Consider the following 19,988-nt stretch of genomic DNA (forward strand, 5'->3'; position numbering starts at 1 on the left):
GTTATCCTAACTCGTCTATGCACTAATTTAGGCACTAATTTTTTGCCACACATTAACCTGTGGGTGCGCAATACGGCGCATATTTGAAGGACGCCAGAACAACGCCTCACCTGGAGCCAATATAATATACCCCCCTAACGTACACTGCTCTGCTAGCCGAGTCAAAATATCACGCTGATCGAATTTTCGAAAATATAGCAGCATATTTTGACAAATAATCACATGTTGAGGGTGAGCGGTAGGTGGGGTTTTTTCAATAATATTATGTACAGAAAAACTAACGTGTGGGCGTAATTTAGGCTCTACTTGCCAGTTTGGCTGTATATTATCATTCACTTCTGGCGTAGGAGACAAACTATCATTCGTATTATTTGTCTCAGTTTTAGTTAGAAGCGGTTGAATAAATTGCTGACACAGTTGCGGAATTAAGCACTGTTGGCGTTTGTCATACTGTCCAAGACGTGCATTTTTAATTGCCTCTTCACTAACGTCCGTTCCTAGTATTGAATAATTTGAAAATTGCTGTGCTGATAGACTCATAGCTAATGACCAAGCTTCCTGTCCACTTGCACAACCCACACTCCAAATACGGAACAAGGCTTTATTATTGTCTACTGTTCGATACTGCGATGCACATTTTATGACAAAATCTATAGAAGGCTTATGACGAAAAAAACGACTTTCATGAATCAGTACCTTATCTAATAGTCGCTGACGTAACTCATTGTCCTTCGGTAGGTTATACCATAGCTGCTCAGCAGTTGATCCATTCGATTTTGCCACACACTCAATTGCATTAATGAACCACTGTAGCTGTATATCTGGAAGCACAAAACCGATTTCTTTCTCTATGTACTTTTGCCACTTTTGTACGTCAAAATGATCGTATTGCATTAAGGCATTGCTCGATGCAAATTCGACTGTACTCAGTGGCTTTTTATCTGATTTAGTAAGTTTATTCACGTTACCTACTGTAATTTGTGCTGCACATAATTAAACTTCTCACAGCATTACTTTATGGTAAAAGCTAGCATTAGACACTTTCTGATAACTCATGCTCAGTATTTAGCATTTCATCATCTAACAGCTCGTCATCATTCGTTACTTTAAAACCAGTCACTGACTCCTGTAGCGCTGCTGCCATTTCACTTAGCTCACCAATAGAGCGGGCTGTCGCCATGGTACCAGATGAGGTTTGTGAAGTAATATCTTGAATGATATTCATGGTGTGAGAAATATGACCAGCAGACTCAGCTTGTTGTAATGCAGCGTTTGAGATGTTTTGAATCAAGTCAGCCAAAGTATTAGAAACGCTCTGTACTTCTTCTAGTGCTTCACCCGCATCTTTCGCTAAGCGTGCACCGCGCACAACTTCAGAAGTTGTTGATTCCATTGACATAACTGCTTCATTGGTATCGGCCTGAATGGTTTTTACCAATGTTTCAATCTGCTTAGTAGCGTTCGCTGAACGCTCAGCCAGACGCTGAACCTCATCAGCAACAACCGCGAAGCCTCGGCCCGCTTCCCCTGCCATCGATGCCTGAATAGCGGCGTTCAATGCCAAAACGTTAGTCTGATCGGCAATATCATTAATTAGTCCAACGATATCACCAATTTCTTGCGAAGACTCACCGAGACGTTTGATACGTTTTGACGTTTCTTGAATCTGATCACGAATAACGTTCATACCTTCAATAGAGCGCTGTACAACTTCTGCTCCATTATGGGAGATAGCAACTGAGCGCTGGGCAACCGTTGCAGATTCTGCAGCATTGTTCGAAACCTGATCAATTGAAACAGTCATCTCATTAATAGCAGCCGATACACCAGCAATTTCTTGTGCTTGGTGTTCAGAAGCTTCAGCCAATTCAACAGCATTCATCTGCGTTTGATCTGAAGATTGCGATACGCGATCAGCAGTGCTGTTAATAACCAAAACCAACTGACGTAATTGGTCAATTGCAAAGTTGACCGAGTCGGCAATCGCCCCTGTAAAGTCTTCTGATACAGTTGCATTAACGGTCAAATCACCTTCTGCCAAATCACCCAACTCATCAAGCAGACGTAGAATAGCGATCTGATTACGTTCGTTCTCTTCTTGAATTTGGCGAGCTCGTTCAGACTCAGCTTCTGCTTCTTGACGACGACGCAGCGTTTCTTTCTCAATAAGCAATCGCTCTGAACCACCTCGCTGCTTCAATAGCTGATACGAAGCAAATAAAATACCTAACGCCCCAAGGGCAAATATAGCCGCTGGTATGATAACCGACTGATTAAAGCTACTAAAATACTGACTTACTGATGATAGAGAGTTAATCAACCAAATCAGACAGGCCAAACTTAATAAAACAAAAAATCCTAATAATAGTTTCCACGTACCATCAGCATCTTTGCTGTCTGCTGTTGTGTTAGCCATACCAGCTACAGGTTTCTTTATAACATCACTCATCTTGCATATTCCTTTCAAACAATCGTCAAAGTCTAATCGTGACCGACTTTGAAAATCTTGTTGTTATCTAAACAATGATTAGCAAAGCCTGTATAAATGCTGACATCAAACTGTATCTTGTCAGTTGCTATTATTCTGTCGTTACTTAAAAGACAGGTATTCTATTATCGACAATTATATTGCAGCATCTGAATACTGAGTATCCTGCGCAAGCAAGCTTGGCATAAAAACATACCAGTCTTGGTCATTTTTAAAAAACTTACCATGATTATAAGGCGCAAATGGCGAGTCATGATCGATGGCTTCTGGACGGTATTGGTCATGAGTAAACTGTTCAATACCAAGTACTTGATCAACCAGAAGTCCTGAAAAAATATTGTCATAATCGATAACAATAACCTTTCGTTGGCTCATTTGTGTCAAGCGACTAGGTACTTGCAAAAAATGTGATAAGTCCGTTAGAGGCAGTAGGCGTCCACGAATATTAGCTATACCTAGCATCCATGGCTTGACTAGAGGTAAGCTAGTATATTCTGGCATAGTTAATACCTCTGATACTTGACCCATAGGAGCAACTAAGCGCTGACCCCCTATTTCAAATACCACACCTTGCCAGTCAAACTCTTGTCCACCACGGCGGCCACTTTTACGTGCACGTGCCAAGTCTGCTAGACGCAGAAGCTCAATAAACCCTCTAGAAGCCACAAGTTACTCCATCACTTTGCGAATCATATTGACCAATCCACTTTCATCAACTGGCTTGTTCATATACTCTTTAGCGCCTTGACGCTTGCCCCAAACTCTATCTGTCTCTTGATTTTTGGTGCTAATCATAATGACAGGAATATGAGCAGTAGTTTTACCACGAGTAATCTTACGCGTGGCTTGAAAACCATTCATTTCAGGCATTACCACGTCCATCAAAATAACATCTGGTAAATGATCGGCTGCCATTTGGCAGCCTTGCTCACCGTTTGTCGCTTCCAATACTTGGAAGTTATTTTTGGCAAGCATATCGCGAAATTTCGCCATTTCTGATGGCGAGTCGTCAATGACTAAAACGGTAGCCATAGGAGTTTCCTTTATTTTCTAAGATACCACGAGGATATATTGTTCAATTAAAACGATTAAAACGATTACCTAAAATTTTATTGTTAGCAATTTCTTAATCATGATTCCTCAGTATTGAGCAATCTATGTCAATAATAACAACCAACGTATTTAAGTCTATATTTAATCGATTAGCGGTATTGATTAATGGCATCAAAAAGCTCATCTTTGCTGAACGGCTTAGTTAAGTATTCATCAGAGCCAACAATACGGCCACGTGCTTTGTCAAACAATCCATCTTTGGATGAAAGCATAATCACTGGCTTATTTGCGTAATCAGGGTTGTTTTTTATTAATGCACAAGTCTGATAACCATCTAAACGTGGCATCATGATGTCAACAAAAATGATATCTGGATTGTTATCTACAATCTTTGCTAATGCATCGAAACCATCTATAGCGGTTACTACTTCACAGCCCGCTTTTTGTAATAAGGTTTCTGCAGTACGGCGGATGGTTTTTGAATCATCAATCACCATTACTTTCAAACCATCAAAATTATTTTCCATTCTCATTGTCCTATAAACGGCTATTTATTCGTAACGCTATCTACTAATATAAATTTTAAATAACTATCCTAAACTGCTATATCACATATTATTAGACAAATATGAGTGATTGGATTTACATTAAAATTCACCACAACAGCGAGTATTTGCTTTTAGTATCTGCCTACTAAGCACAGTGTAAACATGAGCTACTATACGCACTTTATTATTTGTAAACTCAAAAAATCAGGTTTTGAGCTTATAGTTTTGGACATAATACTCTACATTCATAAACCTCAAGTGAAATAATATTGACGTTAAGCATATACAAAGTACTTTCAAAACAACCTTCGTTAAAGATAAAAGGTTCAATTAACGAGACAAACAACTATATGATATTTCTGCATTATATATAAACGATGAAAACATTGCAGGATAATTTTCATTTGTAATAAAAATGTATCAAGATATTCTATAGTGTTTGTTTTAGCACAGTTACTTTCACTTTGCCAGTGATTAGTGAAATTATGTTCGAACTCGCTAGTATCATAAATAGCTATTCTTATTTATAAAGGTGTAACTGCAACTCTGCCTATTGTTTGGATCATCAACTTTCTTAAGTTTAGTAAATATTTTACAGTCGTTCCACCACATTGCAATTCACTATATAATGATATGACGATTATAATGGTGACTGCTATGACAGCTTCTAGATATTTAAGAAAGAGCCTCTATTTATTCAGCGTGCTATTTATCGCTGCTTGTCAGCCGTCACCTATAAATGAATCAGCTGTTACTGACACTGAAGAAGAGACCGCAGACACGCCACTTATCATCACAAGCGACAGTGTCACAATGACACCAGAACATATCTTGAGTATTAAACCTTCAAGGTATCAGCCGAGTCTCGGATTACAAGGTAATATCGAACCTATCAAGCAGACCACATTTGTTGCGGTACATCCGATTCGTATAGAAAAGACACTGGTTAGTGAAGGTCAATGGGTTGAAAAAGGCACGCCATTGCTTGTCTTTAGGCGTGTGGGTACGGCTAGCAAAACTGAAGATTTAAAGAAGCCTGAACAAGGTAATGTAGAATCAAACGATGTTAACAAAACCAATCCAGAAAATACGAAAAACTCTGATGCTAACTCCGCACAAGCTGCGCCAGACACAGACATTGCTGTTGTAAGAAAAACTGATAGTGACAAAACGTTAGAAGCAAACTCTGCGATAGATACTGATAGCAAGAATTCTATTAATCAAAATGCAAACGTTAATACTTCTAAACAAGATACGCAGTATAATTCGATTACCATTCATGCCAGCTTTTCGGGTCGGGTAGAAAACTTATCTGCTAGTGCAGGACAACAGCTAGCGGCGCGCGCGTCTCTACTACAGATCAGTGACGAAACCAAGCTGCACTTTATGGCTACCCTGCCTATACAAGCAAAACCACAGCTCTCAGTTGGCCAAACGGTCAATTTTACCGCCGAAGGTATCTCAGACAAGTTTACGGGACAGGTCAGCAAACTGGTATCGACCAGTCAGCCAAAAAAGCTCTTGGTCTATGTTAATGTCATCGACAACGAAGTAAGTCGTGATAAGTTATTGCCAAATATGAAAGTCACAGGGCGCGTCAACTATGGTCAAATAGATGTAGGCACTATCGTACCTAAGCGCGCGCTACATGACGTCGACCTAACAGAGTTACAAACTCCTCCTTATATGCCACTACAACCATTGACGGCAAACGTTTGGATTATAGGCCAAGATCAGCGTCTAACGCGTCAACCTATTGAGGTAGTGGAATACGATCCTACTACGCAGCAGTATTTGATAGCAGGGGTTAGCAATGATAGCTTAATTTGTTTGGCGGACTTACCTGTTGATTCTAAAGGTAAAAAAGTCGTTGTGTCATAATAGCTTATGCTGACAGTTACATTTGGTAGAAACATTAACAAAGCTTCTCTTGTTTTGTAACAGCATAATTAGGCAATATGGCCCTACTATATATAGCATTATCCGAGTATTGAAATACTACTCGCACTTAATTATTCGCTATTCTGTATATTTGAAAACGTAGAGGCTTAATAGTTTAACTATTCATCATTACCAACAGCTCATCATTACCGAAAACGTTATACTTTTTATAAATCACAATAACAATTAGAGGACATCCCATGAGTAAGCAGATTTTATTGATTGAAGACGATCCAGATTTGGCTGAGCTGATCAGCGATTATTTGACCATGAACTATTATGATGTGCATCATGCTGGTCTTGGTCAAGAAGGTCTCGACTTATTAGACACCAAAGAGCGCGATATTGACTTGGTTGTATTGGATCTTATGCTGCCTGATATGGACGGTATGCAAGTATGTCAAAAGATTCGTGGCAACAAGAACAACATGACTAATAAAGTACCTATTATTATGCTGACCGCAAAAGGCGACACAACCGATCGCGTGTTGGGGCTAGAGATGGGTGCTGACGATTATATCGCCAAGCCTTTTGAGCCACGTGAGCTTTTAGCTCGTATTCGTGCGGTTATTCGTCGTCATGAGCAACCAAATCAAGCAGATAGCCAATCAGACAGCCTCACCTTTGGCCGTTTGAGTGTGTTCCCTGATAGTCATGAAGTCACTATCGATGACCAACCGGTACGTCTAACCACGCATCAGTTTCAGTTGTTACACTACTTCGCCACTCATTCTGGCAAGGTGTTGAATCGTGAGCAACTCTGGCAAGCGATGCCAAACGATGACAGCTCAGACAACATTGACCGTGCGATTGATGTACATATTTCGCGTCTACGTGCTTTGATCGAAGACAATCCACGCCAGCCAAAACGTATTATTACCGTACGTGGCGTCGGCTATCAATTTGCCACTGATCAGGTGTAATCATAAAGGATGCCTAATTAGCTGACTCATGGTGTAAACTCTATACCATGAGTCAGTACAAGCGTTTAATAATAGAGATCGTTTAATGCAGCAATTGGGTTTTCGTTCCGTATTTGCCAAACTATTTGCCAGCGTTATGCTGGCACTTACGTTATTTGCTGTGGCAATGGTGCTGTTGACCCAACTTGTTCATGATAAAGATGCGGGTATTCGCTCAGAGATATTGGCCACACAGATTCTGGGGCAAATCGATCCATTCTTGCACGAATTGAATATTTCTATCAGCAAAGACAATCGTTTGCAGTCTCGTTTTATGCTGGCTGTCGTTAAGAAAAGTTTCGATATTTTTGATGAATCACTACAAGCAAAAATGGGATTGTATGACAGTGAAGGTCGGCTGCTTATGCAAACTGATAACAGTGACCTACCCCTAGAGCTTCCCCCTACTCCGTCTTTATTCTCGCGCGTTTTTCCATCACTTGCAGATACATCACCTACCAAGCAAGCCCAAGTGTATAGCAGTACGGGTTATACCTTGCTATATGAATCACGTCTCACTCCTAAAAAACCTGTCCTTTCTGCAGCCTTGAACTTATTCACTGGTACGCTACTACTCTTGCTCATTATGGCAGGTGTACTATGGTTGATTGCACGGACAATGACATGGCGTATCGACCAGTTGAGCCAGCAAATGACTCAATTGGGTGATGGTGATTTTACTGTCCGAGTGAATGCGCGTGGTAATGATGAAATCGCTGCATTAGCACGCGGATTCAACCAAGCAGCTCAAAAAATTGAACACTTAATTGATGCCAATAACTTGCTACTGGCACATGCTTCTCATGAGCTACGCACACCGATTACGCGTATCCGTCTACAGATTGAAATGATGGATATGTTGGCTGGTGCACTACCAACTGATACCAAAGCAAAGTTTGATAAACGGGCACAAGCGATCAATAGAGACTTATCAGGTCTTAATGACTTAGTAGAAAGCATATTACTGGTTAGCCGTTTGGATGCAGGTCATGCCTTACAGCAAGTTGAAAACCTCGATTTATACGACTTGGTAAACCAAGAACGTCAGCACTATCCTGAAGCCACGCTCATTGGTGAGCACATCGTGATAGATGGTCAATCATCAATGCTGACTCACTTAATTCGTAATTTACTTACCAACGCTATGCTACATGGCAAGCCACCTGTTACGGTATTGCTATACGGTGTTCAGAGCATAGAAGAAGCCGGAACTGTGCCTGACTATCTATTACAAACAGTGCTATGCAGCAGCTTTGTCGATTACAACAGTTTAGATTTTGACGATTATGAAGAAAACGCTGATGCCAAGGTAATTGAAAATCATACCACTAAACATGAAGCTACTAGTTCGGTTGATAAGAATAAATCCGAAACGACTGACTCAATAGCAGAGCTACCGACGCCTATCATCTACAAAAACGGTGAAGACATAGCTGCTCGCAATGAAAACAACGAGAGCAATGAGAACACCAGTATTGATAATGGCCTTTCAGATGAAAGCTTGATAGACAGTGCTAGCAAACCCCAACCCACTACTAGCGAATCATCACTGCTTGCTGACTATTACAGCTTTACCAGTGAATTAACTGACAGAATTAAGAAAGTTATTTGGAAAGCTGTTCCAGATTCTACTGACCTTGCTAACGATGCTAATAGTATTAATAATACTGACAACGCTGGCTTGATTGAAGTAGCTAAAACAAACTCTATAAGCAAAGTAGAAAGCGAGAATACTGACACTTTTGTCAATAATAGTGCTCAAAAATCAGATAAATCTGCTACTGATACCGCTACTAAAAATAACGGCTCAAATAATACGAAAGATGACGCTAAATCTAATAGCTCAAACAATGAGAACTCAGGCGCAGTCGTGCGTAAAGAAGGCTTGTTTGCCAAGCATATGAAAAAAGCCAAAACTGAGCCCGAACGTCCTCTGCCAAAATACGCCGTGCTAGCTGTAATCGACGAAGGCACTGGTATCCCTGAAGGCAAGCGAGAAGAAGTCTTTAGCCCATTTGTACGTTTGCAGCAAAAAAACAAAGGCTCTGGATTAGGGTTATCCCTAGTTTCACAAATCGTCACCGCCCATCAAGGACGCATTATTACAGATACGCTAAATGGTCATACTAGATTTTTGGTGACTATCCCAATTCATCACGATCCTCATTACAACTATCACGAGTAATCAGTCCCCATCATTATATAGACAGCTATCACGCTGTCACCTTCACACTTGCCATTTTAACCGCTTATTCTTAATAGCTATTAATCATAAGCCGGACACGTATGTGCATATCCAAAGTACCTGATAATATGCTATATTATCGCCCCTTATTATACGGTTATTGACTGTTGTCGTTTTGACAAGCTTCTTACATATTGAAAGAGGCCTGATGACGCGTTTTTAACTATTAAAAAATTTATTAAATTTTGAGCCCTCCATGAATGACATGATTGTCTTAAACGATGTGACCAAAAGTTTTTTAAGCGACCGATCAATCAAAGACAAAGACGGCAAACCACATTGGTTTACCGCTGTTGAGCCGACATCTCTGACTATCAAACAAGGCGAAATCTTTGGTCTAATGGGTTATTCAGGCGCAGGTAAATCTACCTTATTGCGCCTAATCAACATGCTTGAACGTCCAGATTCGGGTCAAGTCGTGATAGACGGTATTGACCTAACCACGCTGTCTGCCAGTGAGCTGCGCATTGCCCGTCACAATATCGGTATGATTTTTCAGCAGTTTAATCTGATGTCTAATCAAACGGTCTTTGACAACGTGGCATTTAACTTAAAAATCTCGGGTTATCCAAGTCGCGACATTCATAAACGCGTCATGGATTGTCTTGCGATTGTTGATTTGACCGATCGTGCTGGTCACTATCCTGCGCAGTTGTCAGGTGGACAAAAACAGCGTGTGGGTATTGCTCGCGCGATTGCCCCTAGTCCAAAAGTATTGTTGGCCGATGAGCCAACCAGTGCGCTTGACCCTGCAACGACCCGTAGTTTGCTGACTTGTCTGCGCGATATTAATGAGCAACTTGGCGTGACTATCGTCATCGTGACCCATGAGATGAGTGTTATTCGTAGACTTTGTGATCGCGCAGCATTATTGCATCAAGGGCAACTATTAGAAGTTGCGGATGTGCGAGACGGTCTGATTCAAGCAACCACCCCGATTGGCAAAGGCCTAGTCGTCGAGGACTAATGAGGCAGGAGAAATAGATATGTTAACTGGTACTGAATTATCCGCCTCTATAGACAAGCTACTTGTGTTACGCAAAGAGATCGTGAGCGCGTTTATTGATACGTTTGTGATGCTCGGTATTTCGACCACAGTCGCAATCGTCATCGGTGGACTGTTTGGCGTATTCTTGTTTTTGTCTAGTGATCGACAGTTCTTGCAAAACAAGACGTTGTACGGTGTGCTTGGCGGTATTACCAACTTTATGCGTGCTTTCCCTTTCGTGATTTTGATGATTGCGATGAGTCCGTTTACCAAGGCCATCGTTGGTACGGGTATCGGACCAATTGCTGCATCATTGGTACTTGCTATCGCAGGTTCGTTTTATTTTGCGCGTTTGGTTGAGCAAAATTTACGCGAAGTGCCGCGCGGTATTATCGAAGCCACTGAATCAATGGGTGCACGACCTTTTACCATTATTAAAGTATTACTTAACGAAGCGCGCTCAGGTTTAGTATTGTCAGTCACTATTCTTTGTATCAGCTTGCTCTCTTATTCAGCGGCAGCTGGTATGATCGGTGGTGGCGGTTTGGGTGATTTGGCCATTCGTTATGGCTATTATCGCTATCAGACCGAGGTAATGATTTTTATCGTGATTGTATTATCAATCATGGTCGTCTCGATTCAAGCCTCTGGTAACTGGCTCGCCAATCGTTTAGACAAACGTTAAACCGCTTTAGAGAATACTTGACTTTACGAGCGACTAGGTTTATTTTTGGCAACACTCAACCCTTATCTCAGCTCTTACAATAAAAGCAGCATTACTATTTATAATGTTGCTTTTTTAATGTTCAGACGATAAACGTTTTACTCAACCCCATTCATTATTAAGGACATATTATGAAATTAACAGATATCAGCCGTCAGTTAGCTACCGCATTTGCCGCTGTTGGTGTATCAGGTCTAGTTTTAGTTGGTTGCAGCAATTCATCAGCGCCAGAAGCGACTAAAGAGCCAGTAACCGAAGGTAGCACTGCAGAAACTGCCGCTAGCGATATCGATCCTGACCATACCAAAATCGTTATCGGTACGACTGAAGGCGATTTTGCTGATATGGTTCGTAACCAAGTAAAGAGCACGCTTGAAGCTCAAGGTTATGAAGTTGAGTTGATTGCGTTTACTGACTATGTCCGTCCTAACCTTGCATTGGCTGAAGGCGATTTAGATATCAACATCTTCCAGCACAAGCCTTATCTTGATAATTTCAAAAAAGAAAACAACCTTGATCTAGTAGAAGCATTCCAAGTACCAACGGCTCCGCTTGGCATTTACTCAGGTAAAAAGACTAGCCTTGATGCTGCTTTCAAAGGCATGAGTGTTTCTGCACCAAACGATCCTAGTAACTTTGCACGTGCTTTGGTTATGATGAACGATCTTGGCTGGATCAAATTGAAAGACAACATCGATCCATTGACAGCATCAAAAGCAGATATCGCTGATAACAGCAAATACGATATCGAAATCGTTGAACTAGAAGCTGCTCAATTACCACGCGCACGTGATGAAGTTGACTTCGCAGTTATCAACGGTAACTATGCTACCGACTCTGGTATCAAATTGACCGAAGCATTGTTCCAAGAGCCAAGCTTTGCTTATGTAAACTGGTCAGCGATCAAATCTGCTGATACTGGCAAAAAATGGGTTGAAGATGTGACCAACGCTTATAACTCAGAAGCTTTCAAAAAGTATGCTCATGAAACGTTCCCTGGCTACAAGTACCCAAAAATCTGGGGTACTGATCATAGCGCACATACGGACACTGCCGCTAAAACTGAAAGCGCTGATGCTCCAGAAACTGCAGAAGCAGCTGCTCAATAAGACTTTAAATCAAAAATACCTAATTTTTAGGTGTTATGATTGATAGAAACGCCCATTACTTAGAGTAATGGGCGTTTTTTTGTTTTTAATTTTGGGAGTGCTGTTTTCCAATACCGTTATCAAAAGACTAACTATGCATTAAATAACTATCAAATAACTATCAAATAACTATCAAAAATCACGTTACAGCCTGTTTGCCCTTTGTAGGAAACCGTCACTCACGCTTCCACTTGTCCTTGGTTTTTCTTATAGTGGACAGGCTCAATAGTAATTTACTCGTCAGACCATACTATTGATGATATTTAAAATTGGTAAAAAATTATAAGATACACATAACAAGGATAATAATATGAGCGCTAAAAACTATAATATTCGTACCGCTGGAAAAGCGAATATCCCAATCCTAGGCCTAGGTACTTGGCAGTCAACTGGACAAGATTGCGTAGACGTGGTCAAAAAAGCGTTAGAAATGGGTTATGAGCATATCGATACCGCTCAAGCTTATGGCAATGAAAAAGAAGTTGGCGAAGGTATCAGACAGTCAGGCGTGGCTCGCGATAAGTTCTTTTTGACTACTAAGATTTTTCCAGATGATATGAAGTTTGAGCCAGAAAAACTGGTCGCAGCAGCAAAACGCTCTTTGGAAGATTTGGGTACAGATTATGTTGATCTGTTGCTATTGCACTGGCCTGATGACCGCGTACCGTTATCTGAGACCATTCCTGCGCTGTGTGAACTACAAAAGCAAGGCTTGACGCGTCATATTGGTGTTTCAAATTTCAATATCGCTAATATTATTGAGGCCAAGAAATATGCTGATGTGCCTATTGTCGTGAACCAAGTAGAGTTTCATCCGTTCATTAAACAAAACACATTACAGACCTTTTTGAATAATCATCACATTCTACTAGAAGCCTACTCGCCATTAGCGCGTGGTGATGTATTTGATAACGAAGTGATTAAAGAGATTGCAGATAAGCACAACGTAACACCAGCACAAATCTCACTAGCTTGGATCTTATCAGACAAGCATCGTGTGGCTATTCCAAAAACATCTAACCCTGATCACCTGCAAGGCAATCTAGATGCCATCAAAGTTGATTTAAGTGCAGATGAGTTAGAAAAAATCGGTAACTTAGCTAGCTCTGACGGTCGTAAAATTGAACATCCTGACTATAGTCCAGTATGGGATGACTAACAGGGTTAATAAGTAGGATTAATTGATTAGCTAAACAAAGCGCAATAAAAAGCCACCGATTATCGGTGGCTTTTTTATATGGTATGAAAGCTCAAAATCATTACTGTTGTAGCGTTTCGGTCTCATGAATTTTTTCAGCAGGATTATACTGTTCAGAAGTAGGTATCGCTCCGCTACGATTATTTTCTTTCATAGACTTAGCAACTTCTGGTGGCATATAGTTTTCGTCATGCTTGGCCAACACTTCCCCAGCGACAAAAGTATCGCCCTGCATTTTACCCGTAGCTACGACGCCTGAATTTTCAGCAAATAGGTCTGGCAGAATACCTTGGTAAGTCACTGGCACGGTTGATTGAAAATCAGTAATCGCAAACTCAACATTTAATGGATTGTCTGCTGCACGCTGCACACTACCGGCAACCACCATACCACCAGCACGAATACGTTTGTCTTGAGGCGCTTCGCCTTGGGCAATAGCGGTTGCATCAAAGTAGTAGTCAGTTTGCTGCCCGATGGCATAGATAACCAACATAACTGCTACGGCCGCACCTGCCAGCGTAAACATAACCCACGTCAATTTTTTCCGACGAACTGCATTCATACCACTACCCCATTAATGAGTCACTGTTTTATAAATCATAATCAATCTATAAAGCAGAAAAATTTGAAGAAACCACCATTAGAAAAACGTTTTGAAAATGTCTTTCTAATCGTACTCTTCTAATCGCTATATGGTAGCATTTTTCGGACAAATCAATAAGCCCCATCGCTACTCGCAAGGTCATATTTTTGTCAGTGTAAGGATACGGATCCTTACGCTAAAACCCTGATATTAATATGATTTTTATTCAGCTTGTTTGGTTACAGGCGTTGAGGTTTTGGTCGTTCGTTGTGCTTGACGAGCTTGCTGGATGGTCAGCTGTTTGATAAGTGACTGTCGTTGTTTGCGGCTATAGATAATAAATGCCAACATCACGCCAATCGTTATCGCCCAGCACGACCACACAAAAACCCCATGCTTACCCATGGCGAAAAACTCAGATACGCTATAAAAGTAAGGCTGCATAGTATTTTCCTAGCCGTTATTTGTGTTGACCACGAATGTATTCTTTGACCCACGCTTTGCCTTGATCACGGTATAAAATCAGCGTGTTAGTACGATAAATCGCTAATGTCGCGACCAGTAAATAGCTGCCGATAATCATCAGTAGCAAGGGCATCCACATATCTGCCGACATCTTCGGTGCGGCGGTCAAGCTAAAGGTCGCGCCTTGATGCAAGGTATTCCACCACTCTACTGAGTACTTGATAATAGGCAGGTTCACTGCACCCACGATAGATAAAATAGCAGCCGCTTTACCGCGATTGGCCGTATGCTCAAAAGCGGCAAACAAAGCCATCACGCCCGCGTATAAAAACGCCAATATCAGCATTGACGTAAGACGTGCGTCCCACACCCAATAAGTACCCCATGTTGGCTTTGCCCAGATAGAGCCTGTAAGCAAACTGATGACGCATAGCAAAAAGCCCATTGGGGCAAGTGCCTGCGCGACCAAACTGGCTGTCTTAATCTTCCATACCAAATAGATCACCCCCAGAACCGCAAGGGAAAAATAGATAGAAATGGCAAGACTGGCCGCTGGAACATGGATAAAAATAATGCGATAGCTATTGCCCTGAAGATAATCAGGCGGCGCAAAAGCAAGGCCCCATACACTACCAATGAGCAAACAGAGGCTGGCCAATATCGCTAACCACTTGACCCAAGGGCTAAAGATACGAAAAAACTGCTTGGTACCCACAGTGGTCAAGAAACCCTGCCAAATGCGCTGCCACAAGCTAGGGGATGAGACGTTATTCAGGTTGGGCATGGGAAGAAACCTATTACACAGCTTACTGGCGATAAAGGATGCGGTCTGTAAAAGCACCACTATCAACTCACCTGCTGGCGTTAAACACTGGATAGAATCTACAAAGAGCTGTTTACGTATTCAATTGACTATTATAGCAAAATTGCCAGTTTTCACCACGATGTTAATACATGTGATGCAGATAACTGGATTTCGATGGCTAGGTTTAGATAACTATATTTAGATAACTGGGCTTAGATAATTAAATTTCGACAACTGGACTTTAGGATTACAAAGCGCAAATCGCTTAATTGAGCCATGACATTCTTAAAGTGGTAGCAATCACCCAAGGCATAACTAGGACAGAAACAATACTTCCTGCCAGCAATAAAGCTAAAATAGGCAAACCGTTCATCCCAGAAGCAAATAAATCAACTGCACCTGTAGCAAAAATCAAGACTGGCAACTGCATCGGTAAAGCAATCAAAGGCACCAATACTGCCCCATTCTTCAATGATAGCGTCAAACTACTGGCAATCGCGGATAACATTAGCAGCATTGGGCTACCTGTCACGATAGACGCCATCAATATCCACGCTTCAAACCAACTGAGCTGAAATAACGGCACGGCAAGCAAGCTAAGCGCTGCCACAATACCACTACTAAAAATCCAATGAATGACCAGTCTAATCAGCACCCATAGCGGTAGTGACGCTTTGGCCACGACCAATTGCGCAAGCGTACCATTATCAAGCGCAGGCTTGAATAATCCATCAACACCCATTACCAGTGACAGCAACGCAGCAATCCACACTGCTGATACGCCCAGACGCTGCAATAGCACAGGCTCACTACCGACTGCCAACGGAAACAAAGTAATAATCACTAAGAACAGTACTAACGGATACAACCATTGTACCGCTCCTTGCTGCTTGACTTGCCATTCACGGCGCCACAGCTGCATAAACTCAATACTGCGAGGCGCTGCAACAATAGCTTTTGGACTTTTATTCATAGCGGCTACTGATCCTACTTGTATTGGACTGTCTGTCATTATTTGTCCTTGCACATATACTGATGGTACTGATAGCAATCAAACTTATACCATATAATCTGACAAATCGAGCACCTGATTGGCGACACCGACTGCCTGATGACTGGTCATTAGTATCGACCCGCCAGCCTGTGCAAATTCGCATAACCGCTCTTCCATACGTGCCACCATATCGACATCCAGCGCCGTGAAAGGCTCATCAAGTAACCAGAGCGGTGTCACGTCAGGAGTTAACAAGTACAATCGTGCCAGCGTGATGCGCCGCGTTTGCCCAGCGGACAAATGACTGGAGCTGATCGTTTCAAACCCTTGTAGCCCAACCCATGTGAGTGCATCGTCAATATCAGCAGCGCTTGACGTGATGCCATATAAGTTCAGTAGAAATGTCAGATTCTGGGCCACTGTCAGATTTGGATGGATGCCCAACTGGTGCGAGACATATAAAGGCTGGATGGGTAGGCACGACTGTCCTTGATAAGTAACTTCACCTGCCAGAACAGGTAACAATCCAGCCAACTGCATCAATAGCGTGGTCTTTCCCGTCCCATTTGCCCCAATCAAATGGCAAATACTACCAGCAGATAGCTGCAACGCAACTCTTTCGCACAGCGGTATCTCACCGCGCTGAACCGTCAGCTCATCAAGTGCAAGTAAAGGCGTATCCAAAACCGTCATCAAAACCTCTGGTTATTTATCAAGCAGCAGTCAATATTCATCACAAACAAAGGCAATGTTCGTGGCATAATACCCTATGCTCGCTACAAACACACAGTATAACAAATTGTCGATTACTCTGACTTCAAAAAGTACGACCTCAAAAAAACATGACTTTACAATATGACTTCAAAACCTATGCCGACTTCACAAGATAGCCAAACACAAATGCCTGATACAGAGACTGACAACGCAGATACTAACTTGTCAAAAGAGCTATCAGCCAGCTGTTTGACAGTAGATAGCTTGATTGATGCTCAAGTCAACTTTATGCAGCAGTGGTTGCACAATCAAGCTGAGCCACTAGCGATGGAAGCTTGGCAATGGTTTGGTGCGCAGCCTTTAAGCAAATATATTACCTGTGACCATTTACAGCAGCTGATGAAAGACTGGCTGTTAAATCAGCCGATGACTGAGGTGATGCGTACAGATATTCGTGATATTTTGCATACCATTATTTATCATCCAGTCAATGACAATGTGCCTTTGTCTGAGCTGGTCGATGATGCCCAAGTCGAAACGCTGGCCAACTATATCGGTAGCCATGAGCAGCAGCGTAACATATTGATTCATACGCTGGTCGGTAACGAAACCTTTGCAGATTTATTGACCCAAACACTCTATCACGCTATCAATGACTTTATGGAAAGCACGCTCGATAAAGCAGGTGGCGTTGGTAAATTGATGAAGCTTGGGCGCAGCTCTTTTGAAAAGGCAACCAACAGAAACCTCGATGAAAAACTACAAACCTACCTGCATCGCAATATCAAAGATTTGACGCGCAAAGCCGAAGCCAATGCGCAGGAACACTTATCAAATGAAGAAGTGGCACGCCTGATGGTAATGGGCTGGGATCGCATCAAAGACCAACCGATCAGTGAGCTACAAACCTATTTAAGCGATGAGCCTGGTAATAGTAGCATTGACCATATCGAAGCCAGTATCCAACAAAGCTATAATCGTCTGCGACTGTCACCATATCTGCACAGCTTAGCCTCGGCAAGCATTGACACTTGGTATGCCAATCATCAGTCTGACACGATGGCGACCATCGCAGCGAGTTTACACATTGACGAAGCTGCCATGAAGCAATGTAGCACTACACTACTGCCTATCGTGTACGATGCTCTTGAGACGCCTTGGTTGACAGCTCATATTCGTGAAATGCTAGCAGCGTTTTATGCACAGCCTGCTATTAAAGAAGGCTTGGCATTCACTCACGATTAATTTACAACCTTTACTTGTCAGCATACTATTATGAGTCAACGCAATAAACTCAGCTTGTGGCAAAAAATCAAACGGTTACTGACTGCTGCCGCACCGCAGTCAGTCATTGATGGTGCAAGCGAGCAAGGGCATGCATCACTTGCTGATAGCGAGATTAATAATACAAAAAATATATCAGCTGATATTTCTGATATCTCTCATGAGTTAGAGGCGAATCAGGGCAGCAAACAGGATAACGCTCAAGCACAAGCAGATACATCTCAACTCAAAACCGATAGCACAAATGCAGAATCTAAAAACCAAAGTGATACGCCTATCGTCGACTGTTTAAAGCAATACTTCAATGACAAACAATGGCACTACACGCATTATCGACCCAAAACCAACGACAGCCAAAAATCGCATCACTTATCCTTGAGAATGCGTCATAAGCAAATAAACTGTGGCTATCTGTTTCGGGTGCAAGAAAAAAACAAACTATTGGCCATCTACGGCATCTTGCCATTTTTGATACCAGAAAGTCATCAAAGTGCCGCGATGCTACTCATCACCCAAATCAACTATGACATGCTAATCGGTAATCTAGAGATGGATGTCAACGATGGTGAGATACGCTACAAAAATGCTATCGATGTCGAAGCGGTTGGTATAGATAATGAGATCATTGAGCATTTACTACAAAGCGTGGTTGCGATGACCACGGTTGCCAACGAGCTATTTGGCAACTTGGTTAATAATCAAGACCCTGCTGAAGACATGCAAACGCTACTTGTAGAGCTACGTCAACAGACAAACGCGCGCACGTTCTTTTTACCGACTCAGTTTGTTCAATAGCTCAGTTCATTCGATAATTAAGTTCATTCGATAAACTCGTTTTTCAGTCAATCTATAATCGACGATAGCTGATACTTGCCCCTTTATTTTTCTATCCAAAAAACCATCAATACTAAGCTAGAAATCTTATGCTAAAAATTGCCTACTCTGACGTCTTTCGCTACTCCGTGCCCGAAAAGCACCGCTTCCCAATGCAGAAGTACATTATGATTCCTGAGCGTCTACTGGCAGAAGGCACTATTAGCCAAGATAACTTCTTTGCTCCTGCTCGCTTAAGCGAAGATGAGATTTTGACCACGCATACCGCAGAGTACTGGTATCAGCTTAAAACCCAAACACTGCCGCGCAAGGCTGCTCGTGCGATCGGATTTGAGATGACGCCGCAGTTGGTGGAGCGCGGTCGTTATATTGCCCATGCAACGTATGAGTGCGCGCTATATGCTCAGCAATATGGCGTGGCCATGAACGTCGCAGGCGGCACCCATCACTCCTTTGCTGGTCATGGAGAAGGCTTTTGTGTCTTCAATGATGTTTGTATCGCTAGCAATTTATTGCTAAATCGTGGACAGGCAAAGAAAATTTTAGTGATCGATTTGGACGTTCATCAAGGCAATGGTAACGCCAGTATCATGGCAGATGAGCCACGCGTTTTTGTCTTTAGCATGCACGGTGCAAAGAATTATCCGTTTCGTAAGCAAGTATCAGACTTAGACATTGAGCTAGACAACGATACTGGCGATGCTGAGTATTTACAGATATTAGAGGACACGCTGCCACGTTTAATCGCTGAAGTTGCGCCAGATATGATTTTTTATCAGTCTGCAGTCGACGTGCTCGCTACCGATAAGCTCGGCAAACTTGGTTTGACACAAGCAGGGTGCAAGGCGCGTGATGAATATGTACTGCAGCAAGCAAAAGCCGCCAATATCCCTGTCGCTATCGTGATGGGTGGCGGCTACTCAGAAGATATCGAAGATGTGGTCGAAGCGCATTGCAATACCTTTCGTTTGGCACAGCAGATATTTTTTGAGGAATTGGTCTAATAAAATATCG

19 protein-coding genes and 1 pseudogene are annotated in these 19,988 nt (G+C 42.1%); 10 read left to right on the top strand and 10 right to left on the bottom strand.

Translation table 11 applies throughout. The features are described 5' to 3' along the window. Window positions 1-27 precede the first annotated feature (27 nt). The 5 genes and pseudogenes from V6252_RS10800 to pilG all read right to left on the bottom strand — a co-directional run bounded on the left by V6252_RS10800 (window position 28) and on the right by pilG (window position 4,068). Window positions 28-963 (bottom strand): CheR family methyltransferase, encoded by a 936-nt coding sequence (locus tag V6252_RS10800; RefSeq protein ID WP_341610446.1) that lies wholly within the window; start codon window positions 961-963, stop codon window positions 28-30. Between the two features lie 70 nt (window positions 964-1,033). Next, window positions 1,034-2,308, bottom strand: a pseudogene (locus V6252_RS10805) (methyl-accepting chemotaxis protein); the annotation flags it as partial. Window positions 2,309-2,623: 315 nt separating this feature from the next. Beyond that, on the bottom strand, window positions 2,624-3,154 hold the full coding sequence (locus V6252_RS10810; protein ID WP_296208131.1) for a chemotaxis protein CheW: 531 nt from the start codon (window positions 3,152-3,154) through the stop codon (window positions 2,624-2,626). Window positions 3,155-3,157: 3 nt separating this feature from the next. Further along, window positions 3,158-3,520, bottom strand: coding sequence for a response regulator (locus V6252_RS10815; RefSeq protein ID WP_296208133.1), 363 nt, complete (start codon window positions 3,518-3,520; stop codon window positions 3,158-3,160). A 170-nt stretch (window positions 3,521-3,690) separates the two neighbouring features. Continuing rightward, window positions 3,691-4,068 carry a twitching motility response regulator PilG gene (gene pilG / locus V6252_RS10820; RefSeq protein ID WP_114701589.1) on the bottom strand — a complete coding sequence of 126 codons (378 nt, stop codon included), beginning with the start codon at window positions 4,066-4,068 and terminating at the stop codon, window positions 3,691-3,693. Window positions 4,069-4,746: 678 nt separating this feature from the next. Between pilG and V6252_RS10825 the strand changes: the two genes are divergently transcribed. The 7 genes from V6252_RS10825 (at window position 4,747) to V6252_RS10855 (ending at window position 13,256) form a co-directional block, all read left to right on the top strand. After that, on the top strand, window positions 4,747-5,970 hold the full coding sequence (locus V6252_RS10825) for an efflux RND transporter periplasmic adaptor subunit (protein WP_341610450.1): 1,224 nt from the start codon (window positions 4,747-4,749) through the stop codon (window positions 5,968-5,970). A 260-nt stretch (window positions 5,971-6,230) separates the two neighbouring features. Beyond that, window positions 6,231-6,953 carry a response regulator transcription factor gene (locus tag V6252_RS10830; protein ID WP_057761578.1) on the top strand — a complete coding sequence of 241 codons (723 nt, stop codon included), beginning with the start codon at window positions 6,231-6,233 and terminating at the stop codon, window positions 6,951-6,953. A gap of 85 nt (window positions 6,954-7,038) precedes the next feature. Beyond that, window positions 7,039-9,177, top strand: a complete 2,139-nt coding sequence (locus V6252_RS10835) for a sensor histidine kinase (RefSeq protein WP_341610452.1) — start codon at window positions 7,039-7,041, stop codon at window positions 9,175-9,177. Between the two features lie 256 nt (window positions 9,178-9,433). Further along, window positions 9,434-10,204, top strand: coding sequence for a methionine ABC transporter ATP-binding protein (locus V6252_RS10840; RefSeq protein WP_341610454.1), 771 nt, complete (start codon window positions 9,434-9,436; stop codon window positions 10,202-10,204). A 19-nt stretch (window positions 10,205-10,223) separates the two neighbouring features. Beyond that, complete coding sequence (locus V6252_RS10845) at window positions 10,224-10,910, top strand: methionine ABC transporter permease (protein ID WP_057761583.1); 687 nt, start codon at window positions 10,224-10,226, stop codon at window positions 10,908-10,910. A gap of 170 nt (window positions 10,911-11,080) precedes the next feature. Beyond that, window positions 11,081-12,058, top strand: coding sequence for a MetQ/NlpA family ABC transporter substrate-binding protein (locus V6252_RS10850; RefSeq protein WP_341610456.1), 978 nt, complete (start codon window positions 11,081-11,083; stop codon window positions 12,056-12,058). Window positions 12,059-12,407: 349 nt separating this feature from the next. Beyond that, a complete protein-coding gene (locus tag V6252_RS10855) occupies window positions 12,408-13,256 on the top strand; it encodes an aldo/keto reductase (RefSeq protein ID WP_341610457.1) in 849 nt (282 codons plus the stop codon). A 100-nt stretch (window positions 13,257-13,356) separates the two neighbouring features. Here V6252_RS10855 and ccmE read toward each other — a convergent pair whose 3' ends face one another. From ccmE to ccmA, 5 genes are all read right to left on the bottom strand, one after another. Next, on the bottom strand, window positions 13,357-13,857 hold the full coding sequence (gene ccmE, locus V6252_RS10860; RefSeq protein WP_102091822.1) for a cytochrome c maturation protein CcmE: 501 nt from the start codon (window positions 13,855-13,857) through the stop codon (window positions 13,357-13,359). Window positions 13,858-14,100: 243 nt separating this feature from the next. After that, window positions 14,101-14,322, bottom strand: coding sequence for a heme exporter protein CcmD (ccmD, locus tag V6252_RS10865; RefSeq protein ID WP_057761592.1), 222 nt, complete (start codon window positions 14,320-14,322; stop codon window positions 14,101-14,103). Between the two features lie 16 nt (window positions 14,323-14,338). After that, window positions 14,339-15,127, bottom strand: a complete 789-nt coding sequence (gene ccmC, locus V6252_RS10870) for a heme ABC transporter permease CcmC (protein ID WP_057761594.1) — start codon at window positions 15,125-15,127, stop codon at window positions 14,339-14,341. Between the two features lie 286 nt (window positions 15,128-15,413). Continuing rightward, the gene (locus V6252_RS10875; RefSeq protein WP_341610513.1) at window positions 15,414-16,070 is read right to left on the bottom strand and encodes a heme exporter protein CcmB; all 657 of its coding nucleotides are present in this window, start codon (window positions 16,068-16,070) and stop codon (window positions 15,414-15,416) included. Between the two features lie 135 nt (window positions 16,071-16,205). Continuing rightward, window positions 16,206-16,835, bottom strand: coding sequence for a heme ABC exporter ATP-binding protein CcmA (gene ccmA, locus V6252_RS10880; protein WP_341610459.1), 630 nt, complete (start codon window positions 16,833-16,835; stop codon window positions 16,206-16,208). Between the two features lie 162 nt (window positions 16,836-16,997). On the opposite strand from ccmA, the gene V6252_RS10885 reads away from it, so the two are divergent. The 3 genes from V6252_RS10885 (at window position 16,998) to V6252_RS10895 (ending at window position 19,978) form a co-directional block, all read left to right on the top strand. Next, complete coding sequence (locus V6252_RS10885) at window positions 16,998-18,101, top strand: hypothetical protein (protein ID WP_341610461.1); 1,104 nt, start codon at window positions 16,998-17,000, stop codon at window positions 18,099-18,101. A 30-nt stretch (window positions 18,102-18,131) separates the two neighbouring features. After that, the gene (locus V6252_RS10890) at window positions 18,132-18,935 is read left to right on the top strand and encodes a YbjN domain-containing protein (protein WP_341610463.1); all 804 of its coding nucleotides are present in this window, start codon (window positions 18,132-18,134) and stop codon (window positions 18,933-18,935) included. A 128-nt stretch (window positions 18,936-19,063) separates the two neighbouring features. Continuing rightward, window positions 19,064-19,978 carry a histone deacetylase family protein gene (locus V6252_RS10895; protein ID WP_341610465.1) on the top strand — a complete coding sequence of 305 codons (915 nt, stop codon included), beginning with the start codon at window positions 19,064-19,066 and terminating at the stop codon, window positions 19,976-19,978. The last annotated feature ends 10 nt before the right edge of the window (window positions 19,979-19,988 follow it).

Origin of the sequence: Psychrobacter proteolyticus, from assembly GCF_038155145.1 — a bacterium.
Lineage (GTDB): Bacteria > Pseudomonadota > Gammaproteobacteria > Pseudomonadales > Moraxellaceae > Psychrobacter > Psychrobacter proteolyticus_B.